General features: G+C 60.4%; 19 protein-coding genes and 4 rRNA genes. 17 read left to right on the top strand and 6 right to left on the bottom strand.

Annotation, left to right across the window (positions count from 1 at the left end; genetic code table 11):
- The first annotated feature begins 119 nt into the window (after positions 1–119).
- Positions 120–3,590 (top strand): ATP-binding protein, encoded by a 3,471-nt coding sequence (locus AC6I99_RS19995; RefSeq protein ID WP_497961642.1) that lies wholly within the window; start codon positions 120–122, stop codon positions 3,588–3,590.
- A gap of 65 nt (positions 3,591–3,655) precedes the next feature.
- Here the strand turns inward: AC6I99_RS19995 and AC6I99_RS19990 are convergent, their stop codons facing one another.
- A complete protein-coding gene (locus AC6I99_RS19990; protein WP_497961641.1) occupies positions 3,656–4,159 on the bottom strand; it encodes an FBP domain-containing protein in 504 nt (167 codons plus the stop codon).
- 370 nt (positions 4,160–4,529) lie between these two features.
- Between AC6I99_RS19990 and AC6I99_RS19985 the strand changes: the two genes are divergently transcribed.
- The 6 genes from AC6I99_RS19985 to AC6I99_RS19960 all read left to right on the top strand — a co-directional run bounded on the left by AC6I99_RS19985 (position 4,530) and on the right by AC6I99_RS19960 (position 10,824).
- The gene (locus AC6I99_RS19985) at positions 4,530–5,600 is read left to right on the top strand and encodes an iron-siderophore ABC transporter substrate-binding protein (RefSeq protein WP_497961640.1); all 1,071 of its coding nucleotides are present in this window, start codon (positions 4,530–4,532) and stop codon (positions 5,598–5,600) included.
- Between the two features lie 5 nt (positions 5,601–5,605).
- On the top strand, positions 5,606–6,721 hold the full coding sequence (locus AC6I99_RS19980) for a FecCD family ABC transporter permease (protein ID WP_497961639.1): 1,116 nt from the start codon (positions 5,606–5,608) through the stop codon (positions 6,719–6,721).
- Entirely contained in the window at positions 6,718–7,830 is a 1,113-nt protein-coding gene (locus AC6I99_RS19975; RefSeq protein WP_497944199.1) for a FecCD family ABC transporter permease, read from the top strand. The genes AC6I99_RS19980 and AC6I99_RS19975 overlap by 4 nt, the downstream gene beginning before the upstream one ends.
- A 1-nt stretch (position 7,831) precedes the next feature.
- Positions 7,832–8,656, top strand: coding sequence for an ABC transporter ATP-binding protein (locus tag AC6I99_RS19970; RefSeq protein ID WP_497944200.1), 825 nt, complete (start codon positions 7,832–7,834; stop codon positions 8,654–8,656).
- Complete coding sequence (locus AC6I99_RS19965) at positions 8,653–9,705, top strand: siderophore-interacting protein (RefSeq protein ID WP_497944201.1); 1,053 nt, start codon at positions 8,653–8,655, stop codon at positions 9,703–9,705. Before AC6I99_RS19970 ends, AC6I99_RS19965 begins: the two co-directional genes overlap by 4 nt.
- 282 nt (positions 9,706–9,987) lie before the next feature.
- Positions 9,988–10,824: an SGNH/GDSL hydrolase family protein gene (locus tag AC6I99_RS19960; RefSeq protein ID WP_497944202.1), complete on the top strand. Its 837-nt coding sequence runs from the start codon at positions 9,988–9,990 to the stop codon at positions 10,822–10,824.
- A gap of 16 nt (positions 10,825–10,840) precedes the next feature.
- Here the strand turns inward: AC6I99_RS19960 and AC6I99_RS19955 are convergent, their stop codons facing one another.
- The gene (locus tag AC6I99_RS19955; RefSeq protein ID WP_309931908.1) at positions 10,841–11,128 is read right to left on the bottom strand and encodes a YciI family protein; all 288 of its coding nucleotides are present in this window, start codon (positions 11,126–11,128) and stop codon (positions 10,841–10,843) included.
- A gap of 68 nt (positions 11,129–11,196) precedes the next feature.
- Between AC6I99_RS19955 and AC6I99_RS19950 the strand changes: the two genes are divergently transcribed.
- Both AC6I99_RS19950 and AC6I99_RS19945 read left to right on the top strand, forming a co-directional pair.
- On the top strand, positions 11,197–11,676 hold the full coding sequence (locus tag AC6I99_RS19950; RefSeq protein WP_216927438.1) for a MarR family winged helix-turn-helix transcriptional regulator: 480 nt from the start codon (positions 11,197–11,199) through the stop codon (positions 11,674–11,676).
- Between the two features lie 49 nt (positions 11,677–11,725).
- The gene (locus tag AC6I99_RS19945; protein WP_224165598.1) at positions 11,726–12,490 is read left to right on the top strand and encodes an SGNH/GDSL hydrolase family protein; all 765 of its coding nucleotides are present in this window, start codon (positions 11,726–11,728) and stop codon (positions 12,488–12,490) included.
- A 24-nt stretch (positions 12,491–12,514) separates the two neighbouring features.
- Here the strand turns inward: AC6I99_RS19945 and AC6I99_RS19940 are convergent, their stop codons facing one another.
- The 3 genes from AC6I99_RS19940 to AC6I99_RS19930 are packed head-to-tail and all read right to left on the bottom strand — an operon-like array spanning position 12,515 to position 15,244.
- The gene (locus AC6I99_RS19940; protein ID WP_497961638.1) at positions 12,515–13,336 is read right to left on the bottom strand and encodes an FAD:protein FMN transferase; all 822 of its coding nucleotides are present in this window, start codon (positions 13,334–13,336) and stop codon (positions 12,515–12,517) included.
- Complete coding sequence (locus AC6I99_RS19935) at positions 13,320–13,787, bottom strand: FMN-binding protein (RefSeq protein ID WP_497961636.1); 468 nt, start codon at positions 13,785–13,787, stop codon at positions 13,320–13,322. The genes AC6I99_RS19940 and AC6I99_RS19935 overlap by 17 nt, the downstream gene beginning before the upstream one ends.
- The gene (locus AC6I99_RS19930) at positions 13,784–15,244 is read right to left on the bottom strand and encodes a ferredoxin reductase family protein (protein ID WP_497961635.1); all 1,461 of its coding nucleotides are present in this window, start codon (positions 15,242–15,244) and stop codon (positions 13,784–13,786) included. Before AC6I99_RS19930 ends, AC6I99_RS19935 begins: the two co-directional genes overlap by 4 nt.
- Positions 15,245–15,639: 395 nt before the next feature.
- On the opposite strand from AC6I99_RS19930, the gene rpmB reads away from it, so the two are divergent.
- The 6 genes from rpmB to rrf all read left to right on the top strand — a co-directional run bounded on the left by rpmB (position 15,640) and on the right by rrf (position 22,816).
- Positions 15,640–15,876, top strand: a complete 237-nt coding sequence (gene rpmB / locus AC6I99_RS19925) for a 50S ribosomal protein L28 (protein ID WP_011776361.1) — start codon at positions 15,640–15,642, stop codon at positions 15,874–15,876.
- Positions 15,876–16,043 (top strand): 50S ribosomal protein L33, encoded by a 168-nt coding sequence (gene rpmG / locus AC6I99_RS19920; protein WP_003798558.1) that lies wholly within the window; start codon positions 15,876–15,878, stop codon positions 16,041–16,043. The genes rpmB and rpmG overlap by 1 nt, the downstream gene beginning before the upstream one ends.
- Positions 16,044–16,047: 4 nt before the next feature.
- Entirely contained in the window at positions 16,048–16,353 is a 306-nt protein-coding gene (gene rpsN, locus AC6I99_RS19915; protein ID WP_216927432.1) for a 30S ribosomal protein S14, read from the top strand.
- A 946-nt stretch (positions 16,354–17,299) separates the two neighbouring features.
- Positions 17,300–18,822: ribosomal RNA gene (locus AC6I99_RS19910) — 16S ribosomal RNA — on the top strand.
- Between the two features lie 575 nt (positions 18,823–19,397).
- Positions 19,398–22,553, top strand: a 23S ribosomal RNA gene (locus AC6I99_RS19905).
- 146 nt (positions 22,554–22,699) lie between these two features.
- Positions 22,700–22,816 (top strand): 5S ribosomal RNA (gene rrf / locus AC6I99_RS19900).
- 77 nt (positions 22,817–22,893) lie between these two features.
- Here the strand turns inward: rrf and AC6I99_RS19895 are convergent.
- Entirely contained in the window at positions 22,894–23,271 is a 378-nt protein-coding gene (locus AC6I99_RS19895; protein ID WP_497961633.1) for a nuclear transport factor 2 family protein, read from the bottom strand.
- Positions 23,272–23,363: 92 nt separating this feature from the next.
- Between AC6I99_RS19895 and AC6I99_RS19890 the strand changes: the two genes are divergently transcribed.
- Together AC6I99_RS19890 and AC6I99_RS19885 are read left to right on the top strand one after the other, a co-directional pair.
- Positions 23,364–24,320: an RNA polymerase subunit sigma-70 gene (locus tag AC6I99_RS19890; RefSeq protein WP_497961631.1), complete on the top strand. Its 957-nt coding sequence runs from the start codon at positions 23,364–23,366 to the stop codon at positions 24,318–24,320.
- A gap of 465 nt (positions 24,321–24,785) precedes the next feature.
- Positions 24,786–26,308 (top strand): 16S ribosomal RNA (locus AC6I99_RS19885).
- Together the 16S, 23S and 5S rRNA genes form the textbook arrangement of a ribosomal RNA operon.
- The last annotated feature ends 466 nt before the right edge of the window (positions 26,309–26,774 follow it).

Genomic DNA, 26,774 nt, shown 5'->3' with positions numbered 1-26,774 from the left:
CAGGGTTCCCTAACCGAGCTTGCGAGGTCAGGGGGCGGTTGGGGAGGCACGAGCGAGCATGCAGAGCATGTGTCCGGTACCGCCGCGATAGGGGACGAAGCAACAGAGGAGCCAGCCAAGTGACCATCGCAACCATGCTCCCGCTCGGCGAGCTCACCAACCCGGGCCAGATGCGTTTGGCACTCGTGCAGGTGGTCAACTGGGGCACCTTCCATGGGGCCCATACGATGCACGTGGACCGCAACGGGACCCTCCTGACGGGCAATTCGGGCGTCGGCAAGTCGACGCTGTTCGATGCCATGCTCCGCGTCTTTGATGCCCGACCGCGCTCGAATGAGGCTGCTGCGCAGCGTTCCGGTGGCGCTGTGGAGGACAAGAGGACCACGTTCACTTATATGCGCGGCAAGGTCGGTGATAAGGCTGTTGGGGATGGCTCGGCCAGTGCCTTCCAGCGCCCTGGTGCCACTTGGTCCGCCGTCGCACTGACGTTTGATAATGCGGCAGGCACGAAGGTGACGGTCTCTGCGCTGTTTGATTTGCCGAAGAATGGCACTGAGTCCAGTGTCGGGCGTTTTTACGTGATCGACAACAAGCCGCTGGACCTGGAAGCGATCGAGGGGATCGCCCGAAAGAGATTCACCAAGGGCGCGCTGGAATCGATCTTCCCGGACGGGCAGGTCTTCGACGTCCATAAGGCGTTCGCGGAGCGGTTCCGTAGGCTCCTCGGCATCAACTCTGACCAGGCGCTTCCCCTGCTGCGCGTCATCCAGGCCGGGAAAGGCCTTGGCGGAAGCGTTAATACGTTTTTCCGCGACCAGGTACTCGATGCTCCGGCTACGTTGGCTGCGGCTGATGATGTGGTGGAGGAATTCAGCAACCTGATGTCTATCCGGCAGCGGTTGGAGGATGTCCGGCAGCAGCGCGATCAGCTGGCGCCGGTACCTGGGCTGAACAGGGATTATGCGCAGGCGTTGTTGGACGCGAACAGGCTTCGCGAGTTGGCTGGCGAGGAATTTGAGGCGTACAAGCAGCAACTTGCGGTCACCGTCCACGCCAAGACCTTGGCGCGTTTCAAGGAATTGGCACAGTCCAAGGCCCAGGAACTCGCTGCCGAGCGCACGGTCCGGGATGCTTTGGCCAAGGAGCTCCGTGAGCTGGAGCTGGATTACAACAACCGCGGCGGTAATGCGATTTCGGCTATCGAGCAGTCGTTGGAGAACGCCCGCGTCAGTCTGAAGTTGCGCCAACAGGTGGAGGAATCTGCCCGGAAAGCGCTGGCCGATGCTGGGCTGAACCTTGAGTGGTCAGCCGAGGGCTGGGACCAGGCCCATGAGCAGGCAGCTGCCCGTTCGGCGGAGTTGAAGGACGACTCGGAGGCTTTGAAGGAGCTCCGTTTCGAGGCCTTCGACGGCCACGCGACCAAGAAACGCGAGCTGGCTGCGGCTGAGCAGGAGCTGTTGTCGTTGCGGTCACGCAAGTCCCTCTTGCCGCCGTCGAGCATAGAAAACCGGGCCGCGATCGCAGCCGCGACCGGCATCCCCGAGGAACGGATGCCGTTTGGCGGTGAGCTGATCGACCTCGCCGAGGGCCAGGATCAGTGGCGTCCGGCCGCGGAACGTGCGCTCCGCAACCTCGCCACCACGCTGTTGGTCCCGGGAGAGCACTTCGCTGCGGTTACGCGGTACTTGAACGACAACACGGTCCGGGGTGCACTGCGCGCAGTTGATGTGTCCAAGCCCGTTGCCGGTGGCGCGCTGGCTGTGGAGGACGTGTCCGACGGCGACCTCTTGACTAAGTTGAGCATCCTCACCTCGGGCGCCAACGCCGACGCCGGGGCATGGATCCGCGAGCGGATCGCCTTGGACTTCGCGTACCCGTGCGTGGAGGACCCGGACGAGCTTGCGGCGATGGACAAGGGCCTCAGCCTGGGTGGCGTGGTCAAACGCAACCGGCACACCGTGGAAAAGGACGACCGTTTCACGAGCCGGCAGGATTACGTCCTCGGCTTCGACAACGCATCCAAGCTCGAACTGGTGGCGGCCCGCGTGGGCGAGCTGGAAAACGAGCTGGCCAAGGCTGCCGAATTGGCGCAAAGCCGTGAGGATTCCCACCAAGGGATGGCCCGGCAATTGGAAGCCCTTCGCAGGGTGGCCGAGGATGAGCGTCCATGGGAACAGGTCTCCGCAGCTGTTGCCGCGGACGAGCTTGCCCGGATTGAGCAGCGGCTTTCCGATGCGTTGGCTGCCCAGGCCGACCTTGAACCGTTACGCGCCAACATCGAGGCAGTGCGGGAAAAGCACCAGTCCTCCACAGGTGCGGCGGCCGTGCTGCAGAGCGAATACAAAGCGCTCGACCAAAAGATGATCACGGCTGACGGCCTGCTCGATGCCGCCAGGTTGAAACTTGAGCAAGCACCGCCGTCGAGCTCCACCGTGGCCGCGCTGGAACCGTACTTTGCCGGCGTCGGCGATGTATCCGAGCTGTACGAACTCGACAACCTGGCCAACAGCGTCCGCAACAAACTGCTCGACGAGCTGCACGCCGCCGAATCGCGCAGCCAGGCGACGGCCGAGCGTTTGACGCGAATTTTCGAGGCCTTCGTGCGTGATTGGGGCAGCGCCATCAGTGCTGACCATGGCACGTCCATCGGGGCTGCCGGGGATTTCGAATCGCGCTATCACGCGATCGTGAGCGATGGCCTACCCGCGCAGGAGGCCGAATTCCGGCTGTTCTTCAACCAGCGCACGCACGAATCGTTCAGTACGCTGCTGCACCTGCTGGATGAGGAGCGCCGGAGTATCACCAGCCGGATCCTGCCCCTCAACGGCATCTTGTCAGAGGTCAATTTCCACGAGGGCAGCTATCTGGAGCTGGACATCAAGCAGACGCTTCCGGCAACGGCCAAGCAGTTCAAGGATGCGATCCAGAACGCGCTGAAGGCCAAGCACACGCGGCCCTCCCGCAGCGCATCTGCCGCAGCTGGAACGGAGGTCGACGACGACGCCGAGCTCACCGCCCGCTACAAGTCGCTGGAGACCCTGGTGAAGCGTCTCGGTTCCCAAACCCCTGAGGACCGCCGTTGGCGCGCCGAAGTGCTGGACGTCCGCGGCCACCTGTTTATCCAGTGCAAGGAGCACAAGGAGGTGGCCGGGAAGTCGGCGAAAACCGGCAAGGCCGGCAAGAAGAAAACCGAGGTCTTCATGCATGCCGATACGGGCTCCATGTCCGGCGGTGAACGTCAGCGCTTCACGGCGTTCATCATGGCCGCGGCCCTGAGCTACCAGCTGGGTATTGCCGAGCAGGGCTTCACTACCTACGGCACCGTGATGATGGACGAAGCGTTCGTGCTGGCATCCGAGGAATTTGCAGGAGCAGGCATCAAGGCGCTTCACGAGTTCGGCTTCCAGTTGTTGCTGGCCGCGCCGGAAAACGTGATCGACCTGTCGCGTCACCTTGGCTCGGTCACGGAAATCCTCCGCGACAAGCGGACCAACCGGTCCGGCGTGCTCACGTCTCCCGTCATTGCGGGCCCGGGAGAGCCTGGCGCATGGCGGTCAGAGGCGAATCCCGTGGATATCGTCCTCCGCTAAAGCAACGCGGGGTCACCTACGGCCCATGCTGAGGCCATTTATGGGCCGTAAGTGACCTCGCGTTGCTAGCGGGTGGAGGTGCCCCGGACCCGGTCCAGGAACTGGGCTGTGCGTTCCTCAAGCCCGGCGATTTGCCGAACCACGACGACGGCCGGGTCAGGGTTGATTTCATTGGCGGGCGGCTCCTTGCGCACATTGGCGCTGCAGCCGAACTCGGCACAGATCAGGGTCCCCACGGTGTTGCCGTCCTTGCCTGACTGTCCGGCCTTCTTGGCGACCCACAGATAGACGTCGTCTTTGGAGAAGACGTCACGGCACAATTCACAGAGGACCACGCGCTTCTTTCCGGAGCCTCCTTCAGGCGCCCGGAGCATGATTCCGGTGAGCTTGCCCCGGTGCGGGACCACCAGGTAGCCGCGCTGGGGCATTTTTTCGTCGCGCCAGCCGAGGAACTCAAGGTTTTCCCAGTCGATGGTTTCAAAGTCGCGCGGAAGGTTGAGCTTGGCGGCTTCGGACCGGCTGGCATTGATGAATGACGAACGGATTTGTTGGGCAGTAATTTTCTGCATGGCAAAACTTCTTTCGGAGTTGATCGACGGCGCGCTGAACAGGAGCGCTAGCTGGAAAGGAGCGTCGGTCATCTGTGAAAGCGAGGCACAGCAAAGAGACCCAAACAGGAGTTCGGAGTGCGTGTACCTAGAGTGATGCCGACGGGTGGGGGAGTGCCAAGCAGGCCAAAATGGCCACCTCGCCATCCATGGCTGCAGCAACTGAAATCGTGCGCACGCTCATCTCCTCGTCGTTCTCCTTGGAAGCGGTAGTCCGCTGCCGATATCTTAGCAATGTGCACGGTGGACATTACGTGACGCAAACGTTTCGTAATTATCCAAAGGGTAGGCTAGCCTTACTTAGGTTCGCATCCCTTACCTAAGGAGTCCCGTGGCTTCCCTTCTTCCACGCCGCGCCCTGCTGAAGACCGCAGGCACCGCGACAGCCGCTTTGGCCGCCGTCGCCCTTTCCCTCACTGGCTGCTCCACCGGGCCCGCCACCTCCACTCCGGCAACGGAGCAGGCAGAAACCGCTGCTTTCCCGGTGACCATCAAGCACGCTTTCGGTGAGACCACCATCAAGGAACAGCCCAAGCGCGTAGTCACCATCTCCTGGGTCAATGACGACGTCGCAATAGCCCTGGGCGTTGTCCCTGTTGGCGTTCCCAAGAACGAGTGGGGCAACAACGACAAGGGCTCCACCCCGTGGAAGGATGCCGCGCTGGAGAAGCTTGGCGCCGGATTCGGTTCGGACAAGGCTCCCGTGCAGTTCTCCGAGGCGGACGGGATCAACTTCACTGAGATCGCCAAGCTGAACCCGGACGTCATCCTCGGCGCCTACTCCGGCCTGGAGGAAGCCGATTACAAGAAGCTTTCCGAAATCGCTCCCGTGGTTGCCTACCCGGAGCTCGCCTACGGTACGCCCTGGCAGGAAAGCACCACCATCATCGGTAAGGCCCTCGGCAAGGAAGCCGAAGCCAAGAAACTGATTGAAGACACTGAAGCCACCGTCAAGGACAAGGTTTCCAAGTACCCGCAGATCAAAGACAAGACCTTTATCTACGGCAACTTGGAACCGGCCAAGGGTGACGGCGTGAACGTCTACACGGCCATCGATAACCGCCCGCGCTTCCTCTCCGAAATCGGCATGAAGCTCGCTCCGGTAGTGGAGCAGAACACGAAGACCAACAAGGACTTCTTCATTGCGTGGTCCGCTGAAAAGGCCAACGAGCTCGACTCCGATGTCTTCGTGACGTGGGTGCCCGAAGCCGCCACGGCCGACGCCATCAAGGCCGACCCTCTGCTGGGCCAGATACCCGCCGTCAAGTCCGGCGCACTGGTTGCCGACGCCGATCAGACCCTTACGTTGTCCATCTCCGCCTCCTCGCCGCTGAGCCTGCCGTGGGCCCTGGACACGTTCCTGCCGCAGCTGGGCAGTGCAGCGGACAAGGCAGGCAAGTAACTGTAATGAAATTGAGTACGACGACGGCGGCTTCCGTGGGGCAGGTTGGCGGCACATCTGTGCCTGGTAACCAGCGCGATAGCGCACCCCGGAGCAATGTGGCCGGAGGGGGAACCGGTTCCAGGGCAACAAGCGGGCGGAGTGCCTGGCTGCTGGTCGCCGTCGTCGTACTCGTCGCCGCGTGCGCAGCATCCTTGGCGATCGGCGCGCGCGGGCTTCCCCTGCCCACCATTTGGGAAGCCATCACCAACTTCAATCCTGAAAGCGGCGACCACGCAGTGGTCATCGCACGGATTCCCCGAACAGCATTGGGTCTCCTGGCAGGCGCCGCCCTGGGCTTGGCTGGAGCGGCAATGCAAGGAGTGGCCCGCAACCCCCTGGCTGATCCCGGGATTCTGGGACTCAATGCGGGTGCGGCCCTTGCGGTTGTCGTGGGCATCTATGTTTTCGGCGTCGGTTCGCTCACCGGCTACATTTGGTTCGCCTTCATCGGCGCCGCAGCTGCCGCCGTCGTCGTTTACGCCATCGCGTCCAGGGGACGTGACGGTGCGACGCCGGTCAAGCTCGCCCTCGCGGGCGCGGCGCTGAGTGCCGGCCTGTTCTCGCTGATGAATGTCATCCTGGTCTCAAGCCAGGACACCCTGGACCGGTTCCGGTTCTGGCAGGTGGGAAGTATTGGCGGACGCGACTGGTCCGTTCTGCTACCTGCTCTTCCCTTCCTGGCCGTCGGCGCCGTAATCGTTCTGGCCAGTGGCCGCATCTTGAACAGCCTCGCCCTGGGCGACGATATCGCCCGTGGACTCGGTCAGAATGTTGGCCTATCCCGTGGAATCATCGGCCTTGGGATCGTCCTGCTGTGCGGATCCGCCACCGCGCTGGCTGGACCCATCGCCTTCCTCGGCCTGGTGATTCCGCACGCTGTCCGCTCGCTCACCGGTCCGGACTACCGCTGGGTCCTGCCGTTCTCCATGATCTCGGCGCCCATCCTGCTGATCATCGCCGATGTGATCGGCCGAGTGGTCCTGCTTCCCGGCGAAGTTCCGGCCGGCATCATGACCGCGCTCGTCGGTGCGCCGGTGTTCGTGTGGCTCATCCGCCGCGGAAAGGGGGCCGGACTGTGACCACCCTTCGCAAACTCCCCGCCGAGTTGGCACTTAATGGCAATGTTCCCCGGAAACATTCGCATCAATTGTCATTTCGGCGCGTGCCCAGCCCAACGTTCTTCCTCGGCTTGGCCCTCGTTGTCATGTTCGCCGTGTACGTGCTGCTGGGCAGCTACACGGTGACCATCCCTGATTTCTTCAAGATCGTCATCGCACACTTGACCGGCGGCGAGAAGATCCCCGGCGCCAGCTTCATTGTCATGGAGCACAAACTGCCCCGCGCTGCCATCGGAACACTGATCGGCGTGGCCTTTGGCCTGGCCGGCGCGCTTTTCCAAACCATGCTGCGCAACCCCCTGGCCAGCCCTGACATTATCGGCATCAGCTACGGAGCCAGTGCAGCGGCCGTGACGGCGATTGTCATCTTTGGTGCTTCCGGAGCCGTCGTTTCCTGGGCAGCCCTTGGCGGTGCGCTGGGTGTTGCTGCCATTATCTACGCGATTTCGCGTGGCACCGGGTCCGGGGCAGGCGGAGGCAGCCGTGGCAATGCTGCCGGCAACCGCCTCATACTCGCAGGTGTGGGCATCGCCGCGGCACTGCACGCAGTGGTCAACTTTCTCATGACCCGTGCTGACATCCGTACCGCGGCTGACGTCCTCGTCTGGCTTAACGGTTCGCTGAATTCTGCGAATTGGGAGCGCACCGGGATCCTCATGGCCTCCTTGCTGGTCCTGGTTCCGGCGGTCATCATCCTGGCCGGCCCGCTGCGCATCCTCGAACTCGGTGACGATGCAGCCGCCGGCTTGGGCATCAGGGTCAACGCCACCAGGCTGGGACTGGTCTTGACCGCCGTCGGGCTTGCCGCCTCCGCGACGGCGGCTGCCGGTCCCGTTGCTTTCGTCGCTTTCCTGGCCGGACCAATTGCCCGACGCATCGTCCGCAAACCCAGCCTCCCGGCGTCGGCCTTTACCGGCGCGCTGATCGTGCTGGCCGCAGACTTCTTCGCCTCCAACATCGCACCCGCCATCCTCGACGGAACCGTCCTCCCGGTCGGCGTCATCACGGGCGCCCTCGGTGCACCCTTCCTGCTGTGGCTCCTGGTCACCTCTAATCGAAAGGAAGCCTGACATGGCAATGCTTAAGGCCAAGGACCTGACACTCCAATACGAGCAGCGCAAGGTGGTTGAGGGTCTCACCACGGAAATCCCCGAGGGTAAAGTCACGATGATTGTGGGCGCAAACGCCTGCGGTAAATCCACGCTTCTCCGTGGATTGTCGCGGCTGCTCAAGCCCGCCAGCGGGGCCGTGACGCTCGCCGGCAAGGACATCCACTCCCGGCCAGCCCGTGAGCTCGCCCGGACGTTGGGCCTGCTTCCGCAGCACCCCACCGCTCCGGACGGTATCAGCGTGCGCGACCTCGTGGGACGGGGCCGGTATCCGCACCAGGGCTTCTTCCGGAGTTGGAGCGATTCCGACGACGCCGCGGTGCAGCGGGCGCTCGAAGCCACCGCAACGCTGGAGCTCGCAGAGCGAAGCGTCGACGAATTGTCGGGCGGACAGCGCCAGCGCGTCTGGATTGCCATGGCCCTTGCGCAGGAAACTGACGTGCTGCTGCTTGACGAGCCAACCACATACCTGGACCTTGCGCACCAGGTGGAAGTGTTGGACCTCGTTACGGACCTCAACCGCAGCCGGGGCACCACCGTGGCGATCGTGCTCCACGACCTCAACCTCGCCGCGCGCTACGCCGACCACGTCATCGCCATGAAGGGCGGATGCATTGTGGCCGAAGGACCCGCACCCGTTGTGGTGACCGAGCAACTGGTCTACGACGTCTTTGGCCTGGAATCCCGCGTGGTTCCCGACCCCATCTCAGGAACACCGCTCATTGTCCCCATCGGACGCCACCACGCACAGCCCGTTTCAACCAACGAACTGGAGATCGCCTCATGAGTGCACAACCAACACGGACCCAAGCGAGCGCCAGCGTGGAACCCATGACCCTTGCCTTCGACGTCACGGTCTCGGCCGTGCAGGACCTGAGCCCGAATTTCCGGCGGATCACGTTCGGTGGCTACTCGCTGCGGGGCTTCGGCGTTGCAGGGGATACCTTGGACCTGCGCGTGAAGCTGATGATTCCTTCATTCGACGCCCAAGGACAGCAGATCCCCCTACCCGAATTCAAGATGGAAGAAGCCGGGTGGTACCAGGAATGGTTGGCCATGGATACTTCCGTCCGGGGAGCCATGCGCACCTACACGGTCAGGGCTGAGCGACTCGACGCCGTGTACCCCGAAATCGACATCGACTTTGTCATGCACTTTGACGACGCAGGCCATGGCGGACCCGCGGCCAACTGGGCTGTCGCGGCGAAGCCCGGTGACGCCCTCACCATCATCGGCCCCAACAACCGTGCAGCCCAATGCACCACCGCCGGTGCCTACGGCGGCATCGAATGGCGGCCCGGGCTGGCCCAGAGGGTCCTGCTCGCCGGAGACGAGACAGCAGTGCCGGCAATCAGCGCCATCCTCGAGAGCCTGCCCGCGGACATAACCGGCCACGCATTCCTCGAAGTACCCGAAGCCGGGGACTTCCAGGACATCAGCACACCTGCCGACGTCGAAATCACCTGGCTCGCCCGCGGCGCAGCGATTGGCCGCTCCCGCCCACATGGCGAACTCCTCAAAGAAGCCGTCGCCAAGGCTGTTCCCGTCCCGGGTTGGGTAGGAATCAAGGGATCCGAAGCTGCCGGTCCCGAGCCCGAAGACGTCAACGTGGACCAGGACATCCTCTGGGAAACCCCGCAACGCATGGACACTGCTGCCATCGAAGCCACCAAGAACCCCACTTCGCCTGCCGGTGCGCTGCCCTTCTACGCCTGGATCGCCGGGGAAGCGTTCGTCATCAAGGAAATGCGGCGGTACCTGGTGCGGGACGTCGGAATCGATCGGAAGCAGGTTGCTTTCATGGGCTACTGGCGACGCGGCAAGGCAGAGGGCTAAGCGTGAGGGCGCGTCGCGGCCCGGGTCCAACCGGTTGGGTCCGGCCGGTTGGCGGCCATCCTCTGCGTGCTGCTCCTTCGTCGCTTTGACGCACGCTGCCGGATGACCGCCAACCGGCCCCGTGCGTCCCTCACCCTTCCGATGCTCGCTCACTTCCCGCCCGTTTATTCGGTTTGTTCTCTCACTTCCCGCTGGTTTTTTGGGGATGCTCGCGCACTTCCCGCCCGACCTGTTCACTTTGGGTTGGTCGGGGAGTAACCGGGGGTGGGTAGCGTTGTCTGGATGCGGGATGGTTGCGCGGCTGGGGACAGCGGACGACGGCGGTACGTCGCCCTTGGGGATTCCTTCACCGAGGGCGTGGGGGATCCGAGCAAGGTTTTGCCCAACGGGGTACGCGGCTGGGCAGATCGTGTCGCCGAGAAATTGGCCAAAGCGCAGCCGGGCTGGGAGTACGCAAATCTCGCCGTGCGCAGCAAACGGCTCCGGCACATCATCGATGAACAACTCGAGCCTGCCCTCGCCATGGAACCAACACTCATCACGCTTTATGCCGGTGGCAATGACATCCTGGACTTTGGCACGGACATGGACGCGCTCCTCAACGACTATGAACTGCTGGTCGCCCGGCTTGCTGGCACCGGGGCGACGGTGGTCCTTTTTACCGGTTTTGACGTGAAGGTCTCAGCCGTCCTGGAACCGTTCAAGAAGCGCAACACGATGTACAACCAAAAGGTCCGTGATGTGGCCGCAGAGTACGGGGCGATCCTGGTGGATTACTGGTGCTTCGACGCCTACAAAGATTCGCGGATGTGGGCTCCCGACCGGCTTCACATGTCCAAGGCCGGCCACAAATATCTTGCCGCCCAGGTCCTTGACCATCTGAACGTCCCGCACAAGATTTCTCCGAAGCAATGGGACCCACCCCAAAGAATGACAATGCGCGAATGGGAACGCAGGCAGCGGCGCTGGGTGAACGACTGGGTCCTGCCTCTCTTTGGACGTAAACTCCGCGGCATCACCCTGGGGGACTCCCTGAATCCCCGTTGGCCCCAGCCCGTGAAAGTCCCCCGGAAGGGCGGACTGAAGAAACTGGTCGAAAACCAGCAGGCCACGCAGTGAAGGCAGCCAGCAAGCCTTAGTTCTCGAGCAGGTTCTCGTAGCCGTCGGCCACAGTGGTCGCCGTGAATTCGATGATCTCGAACTCGGCCACGCCGTTGCTGAAGAACGGGTCTTTGGCCAGTGAGTCATCCAGGGTTGCCCGGTCAACCTTTGACAGCAGCACGCCGCCCGTGGCTGGAACGCGACGTCCCGACGCAAGGAACACGCCGGCGTCGAACGCGTCTTTAAGCCAGGCCATGTGGGCTGGACGGTGGAAATCGACGATTTCGTCGGGAACTTTGTAGGTCAAGGCGACAACAAACATTCCGCCAGCCTACCGTTTGCGGCTGCAGCAAGGCCGGGGCAACCGGCTAATTCTCCTAAGATGGATCCATGACTGAACCCCGCTGGCTTAATGCCGACGAACGCCGTGCCTGGTTGGCCCTCTTGAGCATCAATACGTTGCTCCCCTCGGCGCTGGATACGCAGCTTCAGTCTGCTGGAAAATTGTCGCTGTTCGACTACAACGTGCTGGCGATGCTCTCGGAAACCGAGGGCAGGTACCTGCCCATGAGCGAGCTTGCCGCCCGGACCAGTGCCTCGCTGTCGCGCCTGTCGCACGTGGTCACCAAACTCCAGAAGCGCGGCTGGGTGGAACGTCAGGCACACCCCGGCGACGCGCGCGTCACCGTCGCCCACCTGACCGAGGCCGGCATGTCCACCATTGTGGCCCTGGCCCCCGGTCACGTTGAGTCCGTGCGGGCGCTGATGCTCGATTCACTCTCGCCCGACGACGTCGCGGACCTCGCGCGCATCGGCGAGAAGATTGTCTCCAGGCTGGACAATAACCATTGGATCCTGCGCGAATCGTAGCCTTTTCCGTGCTTTGTAGGTAGCGGTCGCCTAATGGCAGACTGACGGCATGGATTTTTCTGCCCGTTATGTTGCCTTGGGGGATTCCTTCACTGAGGGCGTTGGCGACGACGACCCAACGCGACCCAACGGCGTCCGCGGGTGGGCCGACGTCGTTGCCCGGCAGCTGGCCCACAGCAACGAGGACTTCGGCTACGCCAACCTCGCCATCCGCGGCAGGAAGCTCCGCCAAATCATGGCGGAACAAGTGGACGCGGCCGTCGCGCTGAAGCCCACTTTGGTGACGATGTATGCCGGCGCCAACGACATCCTGCGGCCCAAGATCGATATTGACTCGCTTTTGGAGGATTACGACGCCGGTATCGCCAAGTTAAGCGCGACCGGCGCCACCGTTGTGCTCTTCACGGGCTTTGACGCCCGCGGTTCGAAGGTTTTCAGCACGATGCGTGGTCGGACCGCGATCTACAACGAACTGCTCCGCGAAATCGCCGAGAACCATGGTGCCCTGCTGGTGGATTACTGGCGGTTCGATGAGTACTACGACGTCCGGATGTGGGCGCAGGACCGGATGCACATGTCGACGGCGGGCCACGTCAATATGGCCAAGCGCGTGCTGGACGTCCTCGAGCATGAGCATGTGCTCGAAGTCCCGGAGCTCGCACCGCTTCCCACGCTGAACCGGTCCGAAGCTATCCGGGCAAACGCACGATGGGTCCGGGAATTCGCCGGCCCGTGGGTAGTGCGCCGTGTACGGGGTACGTCCTCGGGCGATGGGCTTAGCCCGAAGTATCCGGCTCTGATCCGCCCGGTGTAGTTAAGCCGGGCGAGCAGAACTCGCTCAGCCCGCGCTACGAAAACCGGGTGTGGCGAGCAGCGTTCCGGTCCTGCCAACCGCGAGCACGTCGACGCCCCATTTCTCCACAGCGTGATCCAGGGTTTGCGGTCCGCCTGCGACGATGGCTGTTGCCAGGACGTCGGCCGTGACAATGTCCTGTGCCGCGACGGAAACCTGAACGAACTCCGGCCGCACTGCACCGACGGTCCAAATGTGTTCCCCGCGTTCCGCCGAGCCTGACGTTGCAAGGGCCCTCACTCCGCGTTCCGCCGAGGCACTGAGGCGGTATGTACTGAGCAGCTTCCGGCGGTCAAACGGATCAACGATGCCGGCCTGCCACGGATTGGGTTCGTCAAACCCGGAGTCCACCGGCTCCGGTGATCCGCTTACCAGCACGTCCCCGCCGGCGTTGAGGCACCAATTGTGCAGGCCGAGGGCACCCAGGGACAGTGCAGCTTCGCGCATGGCGTGGGCTTTGACGATTCCGGAAAGATCCAACGCACCGTCCGGTCGCTCTGCCGTGAACGCGCCTTCGGTCTCCACGCGCCATTCCGAGGCGACGGCATAGAGCTCCTGCATTGGCTCCGAGGCATAAGCCAACGTCAGTTCGCCACGGGCCAGCCGGCTTGCCTCAGATCCTTCCCGGTAAAGGCTGAACGTCAGGTCGAGCTGCGTAAATATCTCCCCTACGACGTCGACGGCGGACTGCAGCTCATCGACGCAGGTTTGGGCGGAGGTTCCGCTCGCCACGGTCAGGCTCACCACAGTGCCCATGCTGCGGAACGTACGCGCACGGAGCTGTTCGCCGTTAAAAGTTGGCTGCATCGAGGGCCGCCTGGAGGGAGGTCAGATAGGCCTCACTGGTGACTGTTGCGCCACTGACAGTTTGGACGTTGGCTGACTGGGACCGCAGGACTTCGGATCGCAGGACAGGTGCTGCCCGGCTGCTGATCTGGGCAGACTTCCGTTCCGCATCGGTGAGTTGCAGGGGTGTGACCTCGGTGATCTTGCCATTCTGGATAGTCACCTGGACCTGGACTGTGCCGAAGCGGGTCTGGACCGACGCGCCGTCGTACGTTGCCGCCGTCGTGCTTTCCGCGGTGCTGCCGCTGGTTCCGGTGCTGCCGTTCGCCGCTGAACTGCCGGCCGACATGCTGCTGCTCAGGCTTGTTGTTGTGGACGTGGTTGTTTCGGCAACATGAGCTCCTGATTGCCAGCCTGCGAGCAGTATGCCCGCGGACGCCAGTGCCGTTGCCAATGCTGCGCGGATTCTCACCAGTCGAACCTTTCGTAGTGGAGTTGTTCTGCAGGTACCCCTGCGGCCTCCGCGTCCTGGACCACGTTGCCGGCCCAGCCAGCAGGGCCGCAGACGTAGACGTCGGCGTTGGCCACGTCCGGGATATAGGAACGGAGCGTGAAACCGGCTTGGACGGCTGATTCGGGGAGCCATGCGTTGGGGCGTGCGGAGCGCGGGCCGGTCAGGTGGAAGAGGGTCGCGCCGCGGGCTTGGCAAAGGGCCATGATTTCCTGACCAAGGAAGAGCTCGGATTCGTCGTGTCCGCGCAGCAGGACCGTTGCATTGCCAGGCTCAAAAGGCGTGGATTCCAACAGCGACCGCAGAGGAGCAATGCCGATGCCGGCGCCGATCATCACCACTCTGTTGCGGGACCGGGCGGCGGTGCTGAACATCCCGTAAGGGCCCTCAAAGGCGACCCTGGTGCCGGGTCTGAGGCGGGCCAGTCGGACGGATCCGTCGCCTAGATTTCGGACGGTGATACGGAGTTTGCCCGCTGCAGTGCCTGTGGCCGGAAGCGGTTCCCCAGACAGGCTGAAGGGATGCGGCTGCCACCAGAACCTTGGAGCCAGGAACCTCCAGATGAAGAATCTCCCGCCGCTGCCAGCCAGTTTCTCCAGATGCAGTCCGGTCATTTCGATGCTGAAGACATCAGGTGCAACACGGACTACACGACTGACCGTGAGCTGATGCCGGACTGTCGAGGCGAGTGGCAGGTAAATCCTGAAGAACAGGAGCGCCGCGCCCGTTCCGATGCAGAAAGCCAGCCAATACCAGCGCTGCCAGGTTCCTTCGGCAAAGAGTCCGCCAACACTGAACTGGTGGGGGATTGCCGTTGCCACCGCTGCGTAAGTCAGGAGATGGATTACGTACCAGAATTCGTACGGGAACTTGCGTCGCACCGCCACTAACGAGGTCACGACCACGGCGAGGAACAGCGCCATCGCGACGAACGCGAGCCACATATCCGGGACGTTGACCCATAGGGACACCGATTCGCTGATGGGGTCGAGGCCTTCTGCGGCTCCATAGCCGACCGCCAGGAGGATCCCATGTGCCAGCAGCAGGTAAAGCGCCGGCTTACCCAGTGATTTATGGATCTCAAGAGCGCGGTCATGCCCGATTGTGTTGTCGATCAACGGGATCCGGGCCGCAAGGAGCAGCATGAGGAGGACCACGTCCATGCCGACCAAACCAGCCACGATTCCCAGGCCTGTCGCGCCACCGGCAAAGGAGGAGAACCCGCCTGCGCCGCCGTCTGCAAGCCACAAGGCGACTGCGGCCACCGGGGACACCCACGCGAGGAAACCCAGAATGTCAGCCCGGGCCAGCCGCCGTCGGGCTTGCGCCCGGAAGGGTTCGACGGCGGCCGGCGGTGTCCGTGGGCCCGGCGCCGCGGACTGTTCAGCACCCGAAACACGTGAAAGAAACGATGTCATGATCCAAGACTCGCCAGGCATCCTTTCGTTCTGCTGTGAAAGGGCTTGCGAGGGCTTATGATTCCTGATTGGTCTTAATTTGGCCTGGCCCGTAGAATAGTTAGGCGCTAGGTAGTGCGGATCGTGTGCAATTGCTCCGGTTGGCGGTGAGGTCAGTCTGACTGACATCCCGATGGCCGGTAGTTAGGGGCTCAAGTTGCGTGCATTCCTGTATTCGCCCGGTATCCCAGGATCTGTTCCAGTGTTTATCACTGACCGGTTCTGAGGCCCAACCTTCTTCGCCGTACTTGATGCGGAAACTACCGAAATGGTATGGATCGGACGCGAACGCTGCCTGTCGCACGGTAACGCAGGAACATCTGCACACCGTTACATTCAATCTTTGGAGGAGAGTCATGGCAGCACACTGCCAAGTGACCGGGGCCGAGCCGGGCTTTGGACACAGCATTTCGCACTCGCACCGCCGCAACAAGCGTCGGTTCGACCCGAACATTCAGAAGAAGCGCTACTGGGTTCCGTCCCTGCGCCGTAACGTCACGCTGACCCTGTCAGCCCGTGGCATCAAGACAATCGACGTACGCGGCATCGACTCTGTCGTCGCCGACATCCTGGCACGAGGAGTAAAGCTCTAATGGCAAAGGACAAGGACGTACGTCCGATCATCAAGCTGAAGTCCACTGCGGGCACGGGTTACACCTACGTAACGCGCAAGAACCGTCGTAACGATCCTGACCGTCTGGTCCTGAAGAAGTACGACCCCAAGATCCGCCAGCACGTCGAATTCCGAGAGGAGCGCTAAACACATGGCAAAGAAGTCAAAGATTGCTCGCAACGAGCAGCGCAAGGTCATTGTTGAGCGTTACGCTGCCAAGCGTCTCGAACTGAAGAAGACCCTGGTTGACCCCAACGCGACTGACGAAGCACGCGAAGCTGCACGCCTCGGCCTGCAGAAGCTGCCCCGCAACGCCTCCCCGATCCGTCTGCGTAACCGCGACCAGATCGACGGCCGTCCCCGCGGCACCTTCCAGAAGTTCGGTATCTCCCGTGTTCGCTTCCGCGACATGGCTCACCGCGGTGAGCTCCCGGGTATCACCAAGTCTTCCTGGTAATCACGAAGCTCTGAAAGGGCCGGCAACCGTTATGGTTGCCGGCCTTTTCTGCGTTTAAGCGTGTTTGTGCGTGGTTGGCGCGAAGGCGGTTGGGAGGTTGGCGCGTGGGTGGCTGGGTGGCTGGGTGGCTGGGTGGTTGGCGCGGCGCGAATGTGGTGGTCTTCCTCTGCGCGCTCGGTCGTTCCTCCCTTGGACGCGCGCTGCCGGATGGCCGCCGCCTTCTTCGGATGTTCTCTCAGATCGTGCGGGGTTTGGGGGATCGTTCTCTCAGATCGTGCGGGGTTTTGGTGGGTGGGGTGGAAATGTTCGACGGCGGTGGTTGGCTTGGGTGTTTGGCGGCGGGATTGTGGGGTGTGGTTGGTGTGACGGGCTTCACTGGGGTTGGTTTTTGGGGTTTTGGGGTGGTTTTGGCGGGTCTGTGGCGTTGTTTGGCCTGTGTTTGGGCGGTTTTGGCCGGTTTCTGGGTGGTGTTGGGGTGGATTTGTGTGGGGGCTGGTGGGCGTGTAATGTCTTCTGAGTCGCCGCGAGTGAGACAGCCTGGTGCTGGGAACCGCGGGGGCCGACCCCCTTTGATAACAGCCTGGAATATGGTGCGCTTTTGGGCGTGCTGGTTGCCGGGTGGGGCCGGGGCCTGGATCGGGAATCGCGGAAACGTTGATTTGCCAAGAGCGGGTTGATCGGGTAAGTTTGAAAAGTTGCTCCGGAGCGATCCTGTGGCCCTGTTGGGGTTGTGGGTGGTGCCGGTAAGTGTCTGTTGTTTGAGAACTCAATAGTGTGCCAAGTTTGTTGATGCCGATTGTTTTTTTGATTGGTTGAAATTATATGCCGGATCGTCATGCACCCCCGTGTGTGGTGGTTTGGTTTTCAGCTGGTTTCGAATTTTGTGCAGCCGTGTTCGCCGTTATTTCCGGTGGGTGTGGTTGTGTCTGTTTGATTTTTTTTGTTTTCAACGGAGAGTTTGATCCTGGCTCAGGATGAACGCTGGCGGCGTGCTTAACACATGCAAGTCGAACGATGATCCCTGGCTTGCTGGGGGGATTAGTGGCGAACGGGTGAGTAACACGTGAGTAACCTGCCCTTGACTCTGGGATAAGCCTGGGAAACTGGGTCTAATACCGGATATGACCATCTGGCGCATGTCATGGTGGTGGAAAGCTTTTGTGGTTTTGGATGGACTCGCGGCCTATCAGCTTGTTGGTGGGGTAATGGCCTACCAAGGCGACGACGGGTAGCCGGCCTGAGAGGGTGACCGGCCACACTGGGACTGAGACACGGCCCAGACTCCTACGGGAGGCAGCAGTGGGGAATATTGCACAATGGGCGAAAGCCTGATGCAGCGACGCCGCGTGAGGGATGACGGCCTTCGGGTTGTAAACCTCTTTCAGTAGGGAAGAAGCGAAAGTGACGGTACCTGCAGAAGAAGCGCCGGCTAACTACGTGCCAGCAGCCGCGGTAATACGTAGGGCGCAAGCGTTATCCGGAATTATTGGGCGTAAAGAGCTCGTAGGCGGTTTGTCGCGTCTGCTGTGAAAGACCGGGGCTCAACTCCGGTTCTGCAGTGGGTACGGGCAGACTAGAGTGCAGTAGGGGAGACTGGAATTCCTGGTGTAGCGGTGAAATGCGCAGATATCAGGAGGAACACCGATGGCGAAGGCAGGTCTCTGGGCTGTAACTGACGCTGAGGAGCGAAAGCATGGGGAGCGAACAGGATTAGATACCCTGGTAGTCCATGCCGTAAACGTTGGGCACTAGGTGTGGGGGACATTCCACGTTTTCCGCGCCGTAGCTAACGCATTAAGTGCCCCGCCTGGGGAGTACGGCCGCAAGGCTAAAACTCAAAGGAATTGACGGGGGCCCGCACAAGCGGCGGAGCATGCGGATTAATTCGATGCAACGCGAAGAACCTTACCAAGGCTTGACATGAACCGGAAAGACCTGGAAACAGGTGCCCCGCTTGCGGTCGGTTTACAGGTGGTGCATGGTTGTCGTCAGCTCGTGTCGTGAGATGTTGGGTTAAGTCCCGCAACGAGCGCAACCCTCGTTCTATGTTGCCAGCGCGTTATGGCGGGGACTCATAGGAGACTGCCGGGGTCAACTCGGAGGAAGGTGGGGACGACGTCAAATCATCATGCCCCTTATGTCTTGGGCTTCACGCATGCTACAATGGCCGGTACAAAGGGTTGCGATACTGTGAGGTGGAGCTAATCCCAAAAAGCCGGTCTCAGTTCGGATTGGGGTCTGCAACTCGACCCCATGAAGTCGGAGTCGCTAGTAATCGCAGATCAGCAACGCTGCGGTGAATACGTTCCCGGGCCTTGTACACACCGCCCGTCAAGTCACGAAAGTTGGTAACACCCGAAGCCGGTGGCCTAACCCTTGTGGGGGGAGCCGTCGAAGGTGGGACCGGCGATTGGGACTAAGTCGTAACAAGGTAGCCGTACCGGAAGGTGCGGCTGGATCACCTCCTTTCTAAGGAGCTGCTAACAACCGTGTCGGTTCCCGTGCATGCGGGGGCTGGTGGTTGTCAGTGTTGCCCATTGCGCAGGCGTATGTTCTGCGGTGGGTGCTCATGGGTGGAATATCAACGAATCAAACGTTTGTTTGGCATGGCCTGACCGGTTGTGTCCTGGTGTTAGTACGGCAGTGCGTGCCCCTTTTTTGGGGGTGTGTGGTGTTGGGAACGTGCCGGGGCGTGGTTTGTGTGGGTTGTGTTTGGCGCACTGTTGGGTCCTGAGGCAACAGGACCTTTTTGCAGCAATGCAGGGGGACACAGTTCTGGTGTTTCTTTTGTTCCTGCTTCCGGTTCGTACCGGCACCCGTGTGGGTGTTGGGGGTCTGGTTGACGGGGTTGTTGTTTGAGAACTACATAGTGGACGCGAGCATCTAGAACATGCATGGTGCCGGCTCTTCGGGGTTGGTGGGTGTGTGTTCTTACAGCAATTTCTTATGAATGAACCTGGCCTTTTGTGGTCGTGGTTCTCTCGAATAGATGATGCATCGTGAACCGGTGGGCCCCTTTGTTGTGGGTTTGCTGGTTTGTGTGTGGTCAAGTTTTTAAGGGCACACGGTGGATGCCTTGGCATTAGGAGCCGAAGAAGGACGTAGGAATCTGCGATAAGCCTGGGGGAGTTGATAACCGAGCGTTGATCCCAGGATGTCCGAATGGGGAAACCCCGCACAACGCTTTTGGGTGATTGTGTGACCCGCATCTGAACACATAGGGTGCGTGGGGGGAACGCGGGGAAGTGAAACATCTCAGTACCCGCAGGAAGAGAAAACAAGAGTGATTCCGTTAGTAGTGGCGAGCGAACGCGGATCAGGCTAAACCGTTTCCATGTGTGATAGCCGGCGGGCGTTGCATGGGCGGGGTTGTGGGACTTTCCGTACTGGTTCTGCCGGACCGGTGGGGTGTGTAGTGCAGGCATAGGTGAACGGTCTTGAAAGGCCGGCCAGAGAGGGTGTGAGCCCCGTAACCGTAATGTTGTGTACCGCCTGGAGAGGATCCCAAGTAGCACGGGGCCCGAGAAATCCCGTGCGAATCTGTCAGGACCACCTGATAAGCCTAAATACTTCCTAATGACCGATAGCGGACCAGTACCGTGAGGGAAAGGTGAAAAGTACCCCGGGAGGGGAGTGAAACAGTACCTGAAACCGTGTGCTTACAATCCGTCGGAGCAGTCGTGAGTAATCACTAGTAACTGTGACGGCGTGCCTTTTGAAGAATGAGCCTGCGAGTTAGTGTTACGTCGCGAGGTTAACCCGTGTGGGGTAGCCGTAGCGAAAGCGAGTCTGAACAGGGCGAGTGTAGTGGCGTGATCTAGACCCGAAGCGGAGTGATCTACCCATGGCCAGGTTGAAGCGACGGTAAGACGTCGTGGAGGACCGAACCCACTTCAGTTGAAAATGGAGGGGATGAGCTGTGGGTAGGGGTGAAAGGCCAATCAAACTCCGTGATAGCTGGTTCTCCCCGAAATGCATTTAGGTGCAGCGTTGCGTGTTTCTTGCCGGAGGTAGAGCTACTGGATGGCCGATGGGCCCTACAAGGTTACTGACGTCAGCCAAACTCCGAATGCCGGTAAGTGAGAGCGCAGCAGTGAGACTGTGGGGGATAAGCTTCATAGTCGAGAGGGAAACAGCCCAGACCACCAACTAAGGCCCCTAAGCGTGTGCTAAGTGGGAAAGGATGTGGAGTTGCGAAGACAACCAGGAGGTTGGCTTAGAAGCAGCCATCCTTGAAAGAGTGCGTAATAGCTCACTGGTCAAGTGATTCCGCGCCGACAATGTAGCGGGGCTCAAGTACACCGCCGAAGTTGTGGATTTCACACAGTACCCTAGCCTTCGTGGTTCAGGGGTGTGGAGTGGTAGGGGAGCGTCGTGTGGGCAGTGAAGTCGCGGTGGAAACCAGCGGTGGAGCCTACACGAGTGAGAATGCAGGCATGAGTAGCGAAAGACGGGTGAGAAACCCGTCCGCCGAATGATCAAGGGTTCCAGGGTCAAGCTAATCTGCCCTGGGTAAGTCGGGACCTAAGGCGAGGCCGACAGGCGTAGTCGATGGACAACGGGTTGATATTCCCGTACCGGCGAAAAACCGCCCATGCCAAGCGGGGGATACTAACCGCCCGGAGCCTGCCCGCCCACCCTTGTGGTGTGTGGGTTTTGGCCGAGCGCGGGACCTGATCCCGGGAGGTAAGCGTATTAACAGGTGTGACGCAGGAAGGTAGCCGGGCCGGGCGATGGTTGCCCCGGTCCAAGGATGTAGGGTCAGGGATAGGCAAATCCGTTCCTGTGTGTTTCGAGCACGATCCTGAGATCTGATGGGACTCCCGTTCGGGGGGATCCGGTGATCCTATGCTGCCTAGAAAAGCATCGACGCGAGGTTTTAGCCGCCCGTACCCCAAACCGACACAGGTGATCAGGTAGAGAATACCAAGGCGATCGAGAGAATTATGGTTAAGGAACTCGGCAAAATGCCCCCGTAACTTCGGGAGAAGGGGGGCCTGCCCCGTGATGGAGACTTGCTCTCCGTGAGCGGGTGTGGGCCGCAGAGACCAGGGGGAAGCGACTGTTTACTAAAAACACAGGTCCGTGCGAAGTCGCAAGACGATGTATACGGACTGACTCCTGCCCGGTGCTGGAAGGTTAAGAGGACCGGTTAGCCCCTTGTGGGCGAAGCTGAGAATTTAAGCCCCAGTAAACGGCGGTGGTAACTATAACCATCCTAAGGTAGCGAAATTCCTTGTCGGGTAAGTTCCGACCTGCACGAATGGAGTAACGACTTCCCCGCTGTCTCAACCATAAACTCGGCGAAATTGCAGTACGAGTAAAGATGCTCGTTACGCGCAGCAGGACGGAAAGACCCCGAGACCTTTACTATAGTTTGGTATTGGTGTTCGGAGTGGCTTGTGTAGGATAGGTGGGAGACGTTGAAGCCCGGACGCCAGTTCGGGTGGAGTCATCGTTGAAATACCACTCTGGTCACTTTGGACATCTAACTTCGGCCCGTGATCCGGGTCAGGGACAGTGCCTGATGGGTAGTTTAACTGGGGCGGTTGCCTCCTAAAAAGTAACGGAGGCGCCCAAAGGTTCCCTCAGCCTGGTTGGCAATCAGGTGTCGAGTGTAAGTGCACAAGGGAGCTTGACTGTGAGAGAGACATCTCAAGCAGGGACGAAAGTCGGGACTAGTGATCCGGCGGTACATTGTGGAATGGCCGTCGCTCAACGGATAAAAGGTACCTCGGGGATAACAGGCTGATCTTGCCCAAGAGTCCATATCGACGGCATGGTTTGGCACCTCGATGTCGGCTCGTCGCATCCTGGGGCTGGAGTAGGTCCCAAGGGTTGGGCTGTTCGCCCATTAAAGCGGTACGCGAGCTGGGTTTAGAACGTCGTGAGACAGTTCGGTCCCTATCCGCTGCGCGCGCAGGAAATTTGAGAAGGGCTGTCCTTAGTACGAGAGGACCGGGACGGACGAACCTCTGGTGTGTCAGTTGTACTGCCAAGTGCACCGCTGATTAGCTACGTTCGGATGGGATAACCGCTGAAAGCATCTAAGCGGGAAGCTCGCTTCAAGATGAGATTTCCATACACAATACGTGTGAGAGGCCCCCAGCCAGACCACTGGGTTGATAGGCCGGATGTGGAAGCGAGGACCAAAGACTCGTGAAGCTGACCGGTACTAATAGGCCAACAACTTACACCACACACAACACACTGCACGCGTCCACTATGTGGTTCCCGAACAACAACCGTTCCAGGAACCAACAACTAAATACACAACACCACAGTTGTAACCACACAGTCTTCCCACCCCACACCACAAACAGGTGCGCGGGACGGGTAACAAGGTTACGGCGGTCATAGCGTGGGGGAAACGCCCGGTCCCATTCCGAACCCGGAAGCTAAGACCCACAGCGCCGATGGTACTGCACCCGGGAGGGTGTGGGAGAGTAGGACACCGCCGGACAAACATTAACGGGAAGCCCCGACCACCACGGTCGGGGCTTCCCCACTTTAACCACACCTAACAACCGAACCAGACGCTCAGGTCCTAACGACGTCGCCACGTGCCAAAGCGAAAGGCAGACGATCGAAGATGATGCGGATCTCGGCGATCTGATCCTTGTGAATGCGATACAGTTCTGCGCCTGGAGCACTTGGAACTGCCCGATTGGCTGTGTCGTACATGAGCATTGCTTGGTCGTCGGACCCGTAAGCCGCAAGAAGCGCGGATTTTGTGAGGGTAGCAGCGAAGGGCTCCATGAATGCCCGGACAGCGGCACTACCGCTGATGGTGCCGGACGGTGCATGGCAGACGACATCCTCGGCTAAGTGCTTGATTGCTGAGTCCAGGTTCCCGGACGTCCATGCCCGGTGGTACGCGATTGCGATGTCAACGGCTATGGCCTGTTTTTCAGACATGGTCTGATTCCTTTCGTGGGCGGATACTCCTGTTTAGACACCACCTCGCAGCAGATCGGAACGCCCTGGTGGGTCCGTGCCAATATTGAACCGTGACTTCAGCCGAGTTGGAGGCTGCCCGGTCCGGTGATGAGGAGGCTTTCGCCTCGCTCGTAGCCCCCTTTCGCCGGGAGCTTCACCTGCATTGCTACAGAATTACAGAATCTGTTGATGATGCAGATGATCTGCTGCAGGAGGTTTTGCTTGCGGCATGGAAAGGGCTGCCTGGATTTGCCGGCCGATCGTCCTTGCGTACGTGGCTCTATCGGATTGCCACTACACGTTCGCTTAATGCTCTGAGGGAACAACGTCGAAGACCGCGCACGGCCCCTGTACCTCCCTTCGAGCCACCAAACCCGAACGACCGATTCGATCTACCGCATTTGCAGCCTTACCCCGATGCCTTGGTCGACGAGCTTGATCCTGCTGCGCAGGCGGTTGCCCGCGAAAGTGTCGAGCTCGCGTTTGTTGTTGCGCTTCAACGGATGCCGCCGCGCCAGGCTGCAACGTTGATCCTCTGTGATGTGTTGGACTTCACCGTTACCGAAGCTGCTGAGCTGCTCGCGATAGGCCCGACGGCGGTTAAGGGCCTTCTTCAGCGCGCTCGCTCCGCCGGGCCTTCTTCAAGGCCAATCACCACCGGACAACGCCACCACGAATTAGCCCGTAAGTTCGCGGATGCCTTCTCGCGGGACGACGTCGATTCCGTCCTTGAGCTCCTCACAGATCAATGCTGGCTAGCCATGCCCCCGGCCAGCGAACTTTACGTGGGCCGGCACGCCGTCGGGGCTTTCCTCCGTGCCAGTGCGGCTGGCCGGCCTGGCGGCAATTACGCGCTGACCGCTGTCACTGCCGGTGGCAGACCGGCGTTCGTTTGCTATCTGCAAGGCCGGGCCCGCGGACTGTTGGTGATCGAGCCAACCCAGTCTGGCGACAGGATCGCATCGATCATGCGATTCCTCAACGATGGTCTGCATCGGCACTTCGGAATGCCTGACCTTCTTGCCTGAAGTCGAAGCGCAACTGGCTCATTGACGCGTGCGGAGTAGTGCTCGACGGCGGTGCTGGCGCGGGTTTTTGGGGGTGTGTTTGGGTGTGTTGGGGTGGATTTGCGTTGGGGGTGTGGGGCGTGTATTGTTTTCTGAGTCGCCGGGTGCGAAACGGAAAGCCGGAAGGTGTGTACGGTTCGGTAGGCGGCCAAAAATAACTCTTCTTTTCCAATGGCCCTGTTGGGTGTGCTGCTTTTGTGGTGCGCTGTCCGGGGTGATGTTTTGGAGGGTCTGTTGTTTGAGAACTCAATAGTGTGCCAAGTTTGTTGATGCCGATTGTTTTTTTGATTGGTTGAAATTATATGCCGGATCGTCATGCACCCCCGTGTGTGGTGGTTTGGTTTTCAGCTGGTTTCGAATTTTGTGCAGCCGTGTTCGCCGTTATTTCCGGTGGGTGTGGTTGTGTCTGTTTGATTTTTTTTGTTTTCAACGGAGAGTTTGATCCTGGCTCAGGATGAACGCTGGCGGCGTGCTTAACACATGCAAGTCGAACGATGATCCCTGGCTTGCTGGGGGGATTAGTGGCGAACGGGTGAGTAACACGTGAGTAACCTGCCCTTGACTCTGGGATAAGCCTGGGAAACTGGGTCTAATACCGGATATGACCATCTGGCGCATGTCATGGTGGTGGAAAGCTTTTGTGGTTTTGGATGGACTCGCGGCCTATCAGCTTGTTGGTGGGGTAATGGCCTACCAAGGCGACGACGGGTAGCCGGCCTGAGAGGGTGACCGGCCACACTGGGACTGAGACACGGCCCAGACTCCTACGGGAGGCAGCAGTGGGGAATATTGCACAATGGGCGAAAGCCTGATGCAGCGACGCCGCGTGAGGGATGACGGCCTTCGGGTTGTAAACCTCTTTCAGTAGGGAAGAAGCGTAAGTGACGGTACCTGCAGAAGAAGCGCCGGCTAACTACGTGCCAGCAGCCGCGGTAATACGTAGGGCGCAAGCGTTATCCGGAATTATTGGGCGTAAAGAGCTCGTAGGCGGTTTGTCGCGTCTGCTGTGAAAGACCGGGGCTCAACTCCGGTTCTGCAGTGGGTACGGGCAGACTAGAGTGCAGTAGGGGAGACTGGAATTCCTGGTGTAGCGGTGAAATGCGCAGATATCAGGAGGAACACCGATGGCGAAGGCAGGTCTCTGGGCTGTAACTGACGCTGAGGAGCGAAAGCATGGGGAGCGAACAGGATTAGATACCCTGGTAGTCCATGCCGTAAACGTTGGGCACTAGGTGTGGGGGACATTCCACGTTTTCCGCGCCGTAGCTAACGCATTAAGTGCCCCGCCTGGGGAGTACGGCCGCAAGGCTAAAACTCAAAGGAATTGACGGGGGCCCGCACAAGCGGCGGAGCATGCGGATTAATTCGATGCAACGCGAAGAACCTTACCAAGGCTTGACATGAACCGGAAAGACCTGGAAACAGGTGCCCCGCTTGCGGTCGGTTTACAGGTGGTGCATGGTTGTCGTCAGCTCGTGTCGTGAGATGTTGGGTTAAGTCCCGCAACGAGCGCAACCCTCGTTCTATGTTGCCAGCGCGTTATGGCGGGGACTCATAGGAGACTGCCGGGGTCAACTCGGAGGAAGGTGGGGACGACGTCAAATCATCATGCCCCTTATGTCTTGGGCTTCACGCATGCTACAATGGCCGGTACAAAGGGTTGCGATACTGTGAGGTGGAGCTAATCCCAAAAAGCCGGTCTCAGTTCGGATTGGGGTCTGCAACTCGACCCCATGAAGTCGGAGTCGCTAGTAATCGCAGATCAGCAACGCTGCGGTGAATACGTTCCCGGGCCTTGTACACACCGCCCGTCAAGTCACGAAAGTTGGTAACACCCGAAGCCGGTGGCCTAACCCTTGTGGGGGGAGCCGTCGAAGGTGGGACCGGCGATTGGGACTAAGTCGTAACAAGGTAGCCGTACCGGAAGGTGCGGCTGGATCACCTCCTTTCTAAGGAGCTGCTAACAACCGTGTCGGTTCCCGTGCATGCGGGGGCTGGTGGTTGTCAGTGTTGCCCATTGCGCAGGCGTATGTTCTGCGGTGGGTGCTCATGGGTGGAATATCAACGAATCAAACGTTTGTTTGGCATGGCCTGACCGGTTGTGTCCTGGTGTTAGTACGGCAGTGCGTGCCCCTTTTTTGGGGGTGTGTGGTGTTGGGAACGTGCCGGGGCGTGGTTTGTGTGGGTTGTGTTTGGCGCACTGTTGGGTCCTGAGGCAACAGGACCTTTTTGCAGCAATGCAGGGGGACACAGTTCTGGTGTTTCTTTTGTTCCTGCTTCCGGTTCGTACCGGCACCCGTGTGGGTGTTGGGGGTCTGGTTGACGGGGTTGTTGTTTGAGAACTACATAGTGGACGCGAGCATCTAGAACATGCATGGTGCCGGCTCTTCGGGGTTGGTGGGTGTGTGTTCTTAC

Source organism: Arthrobacter sp. TmtSoilC77, from assembly GCF_059739415.1.
Note: the sequence above shows the minus strand (reverse complement) of the source record. Positions and strands in the feature narration are given on the sequence as shown.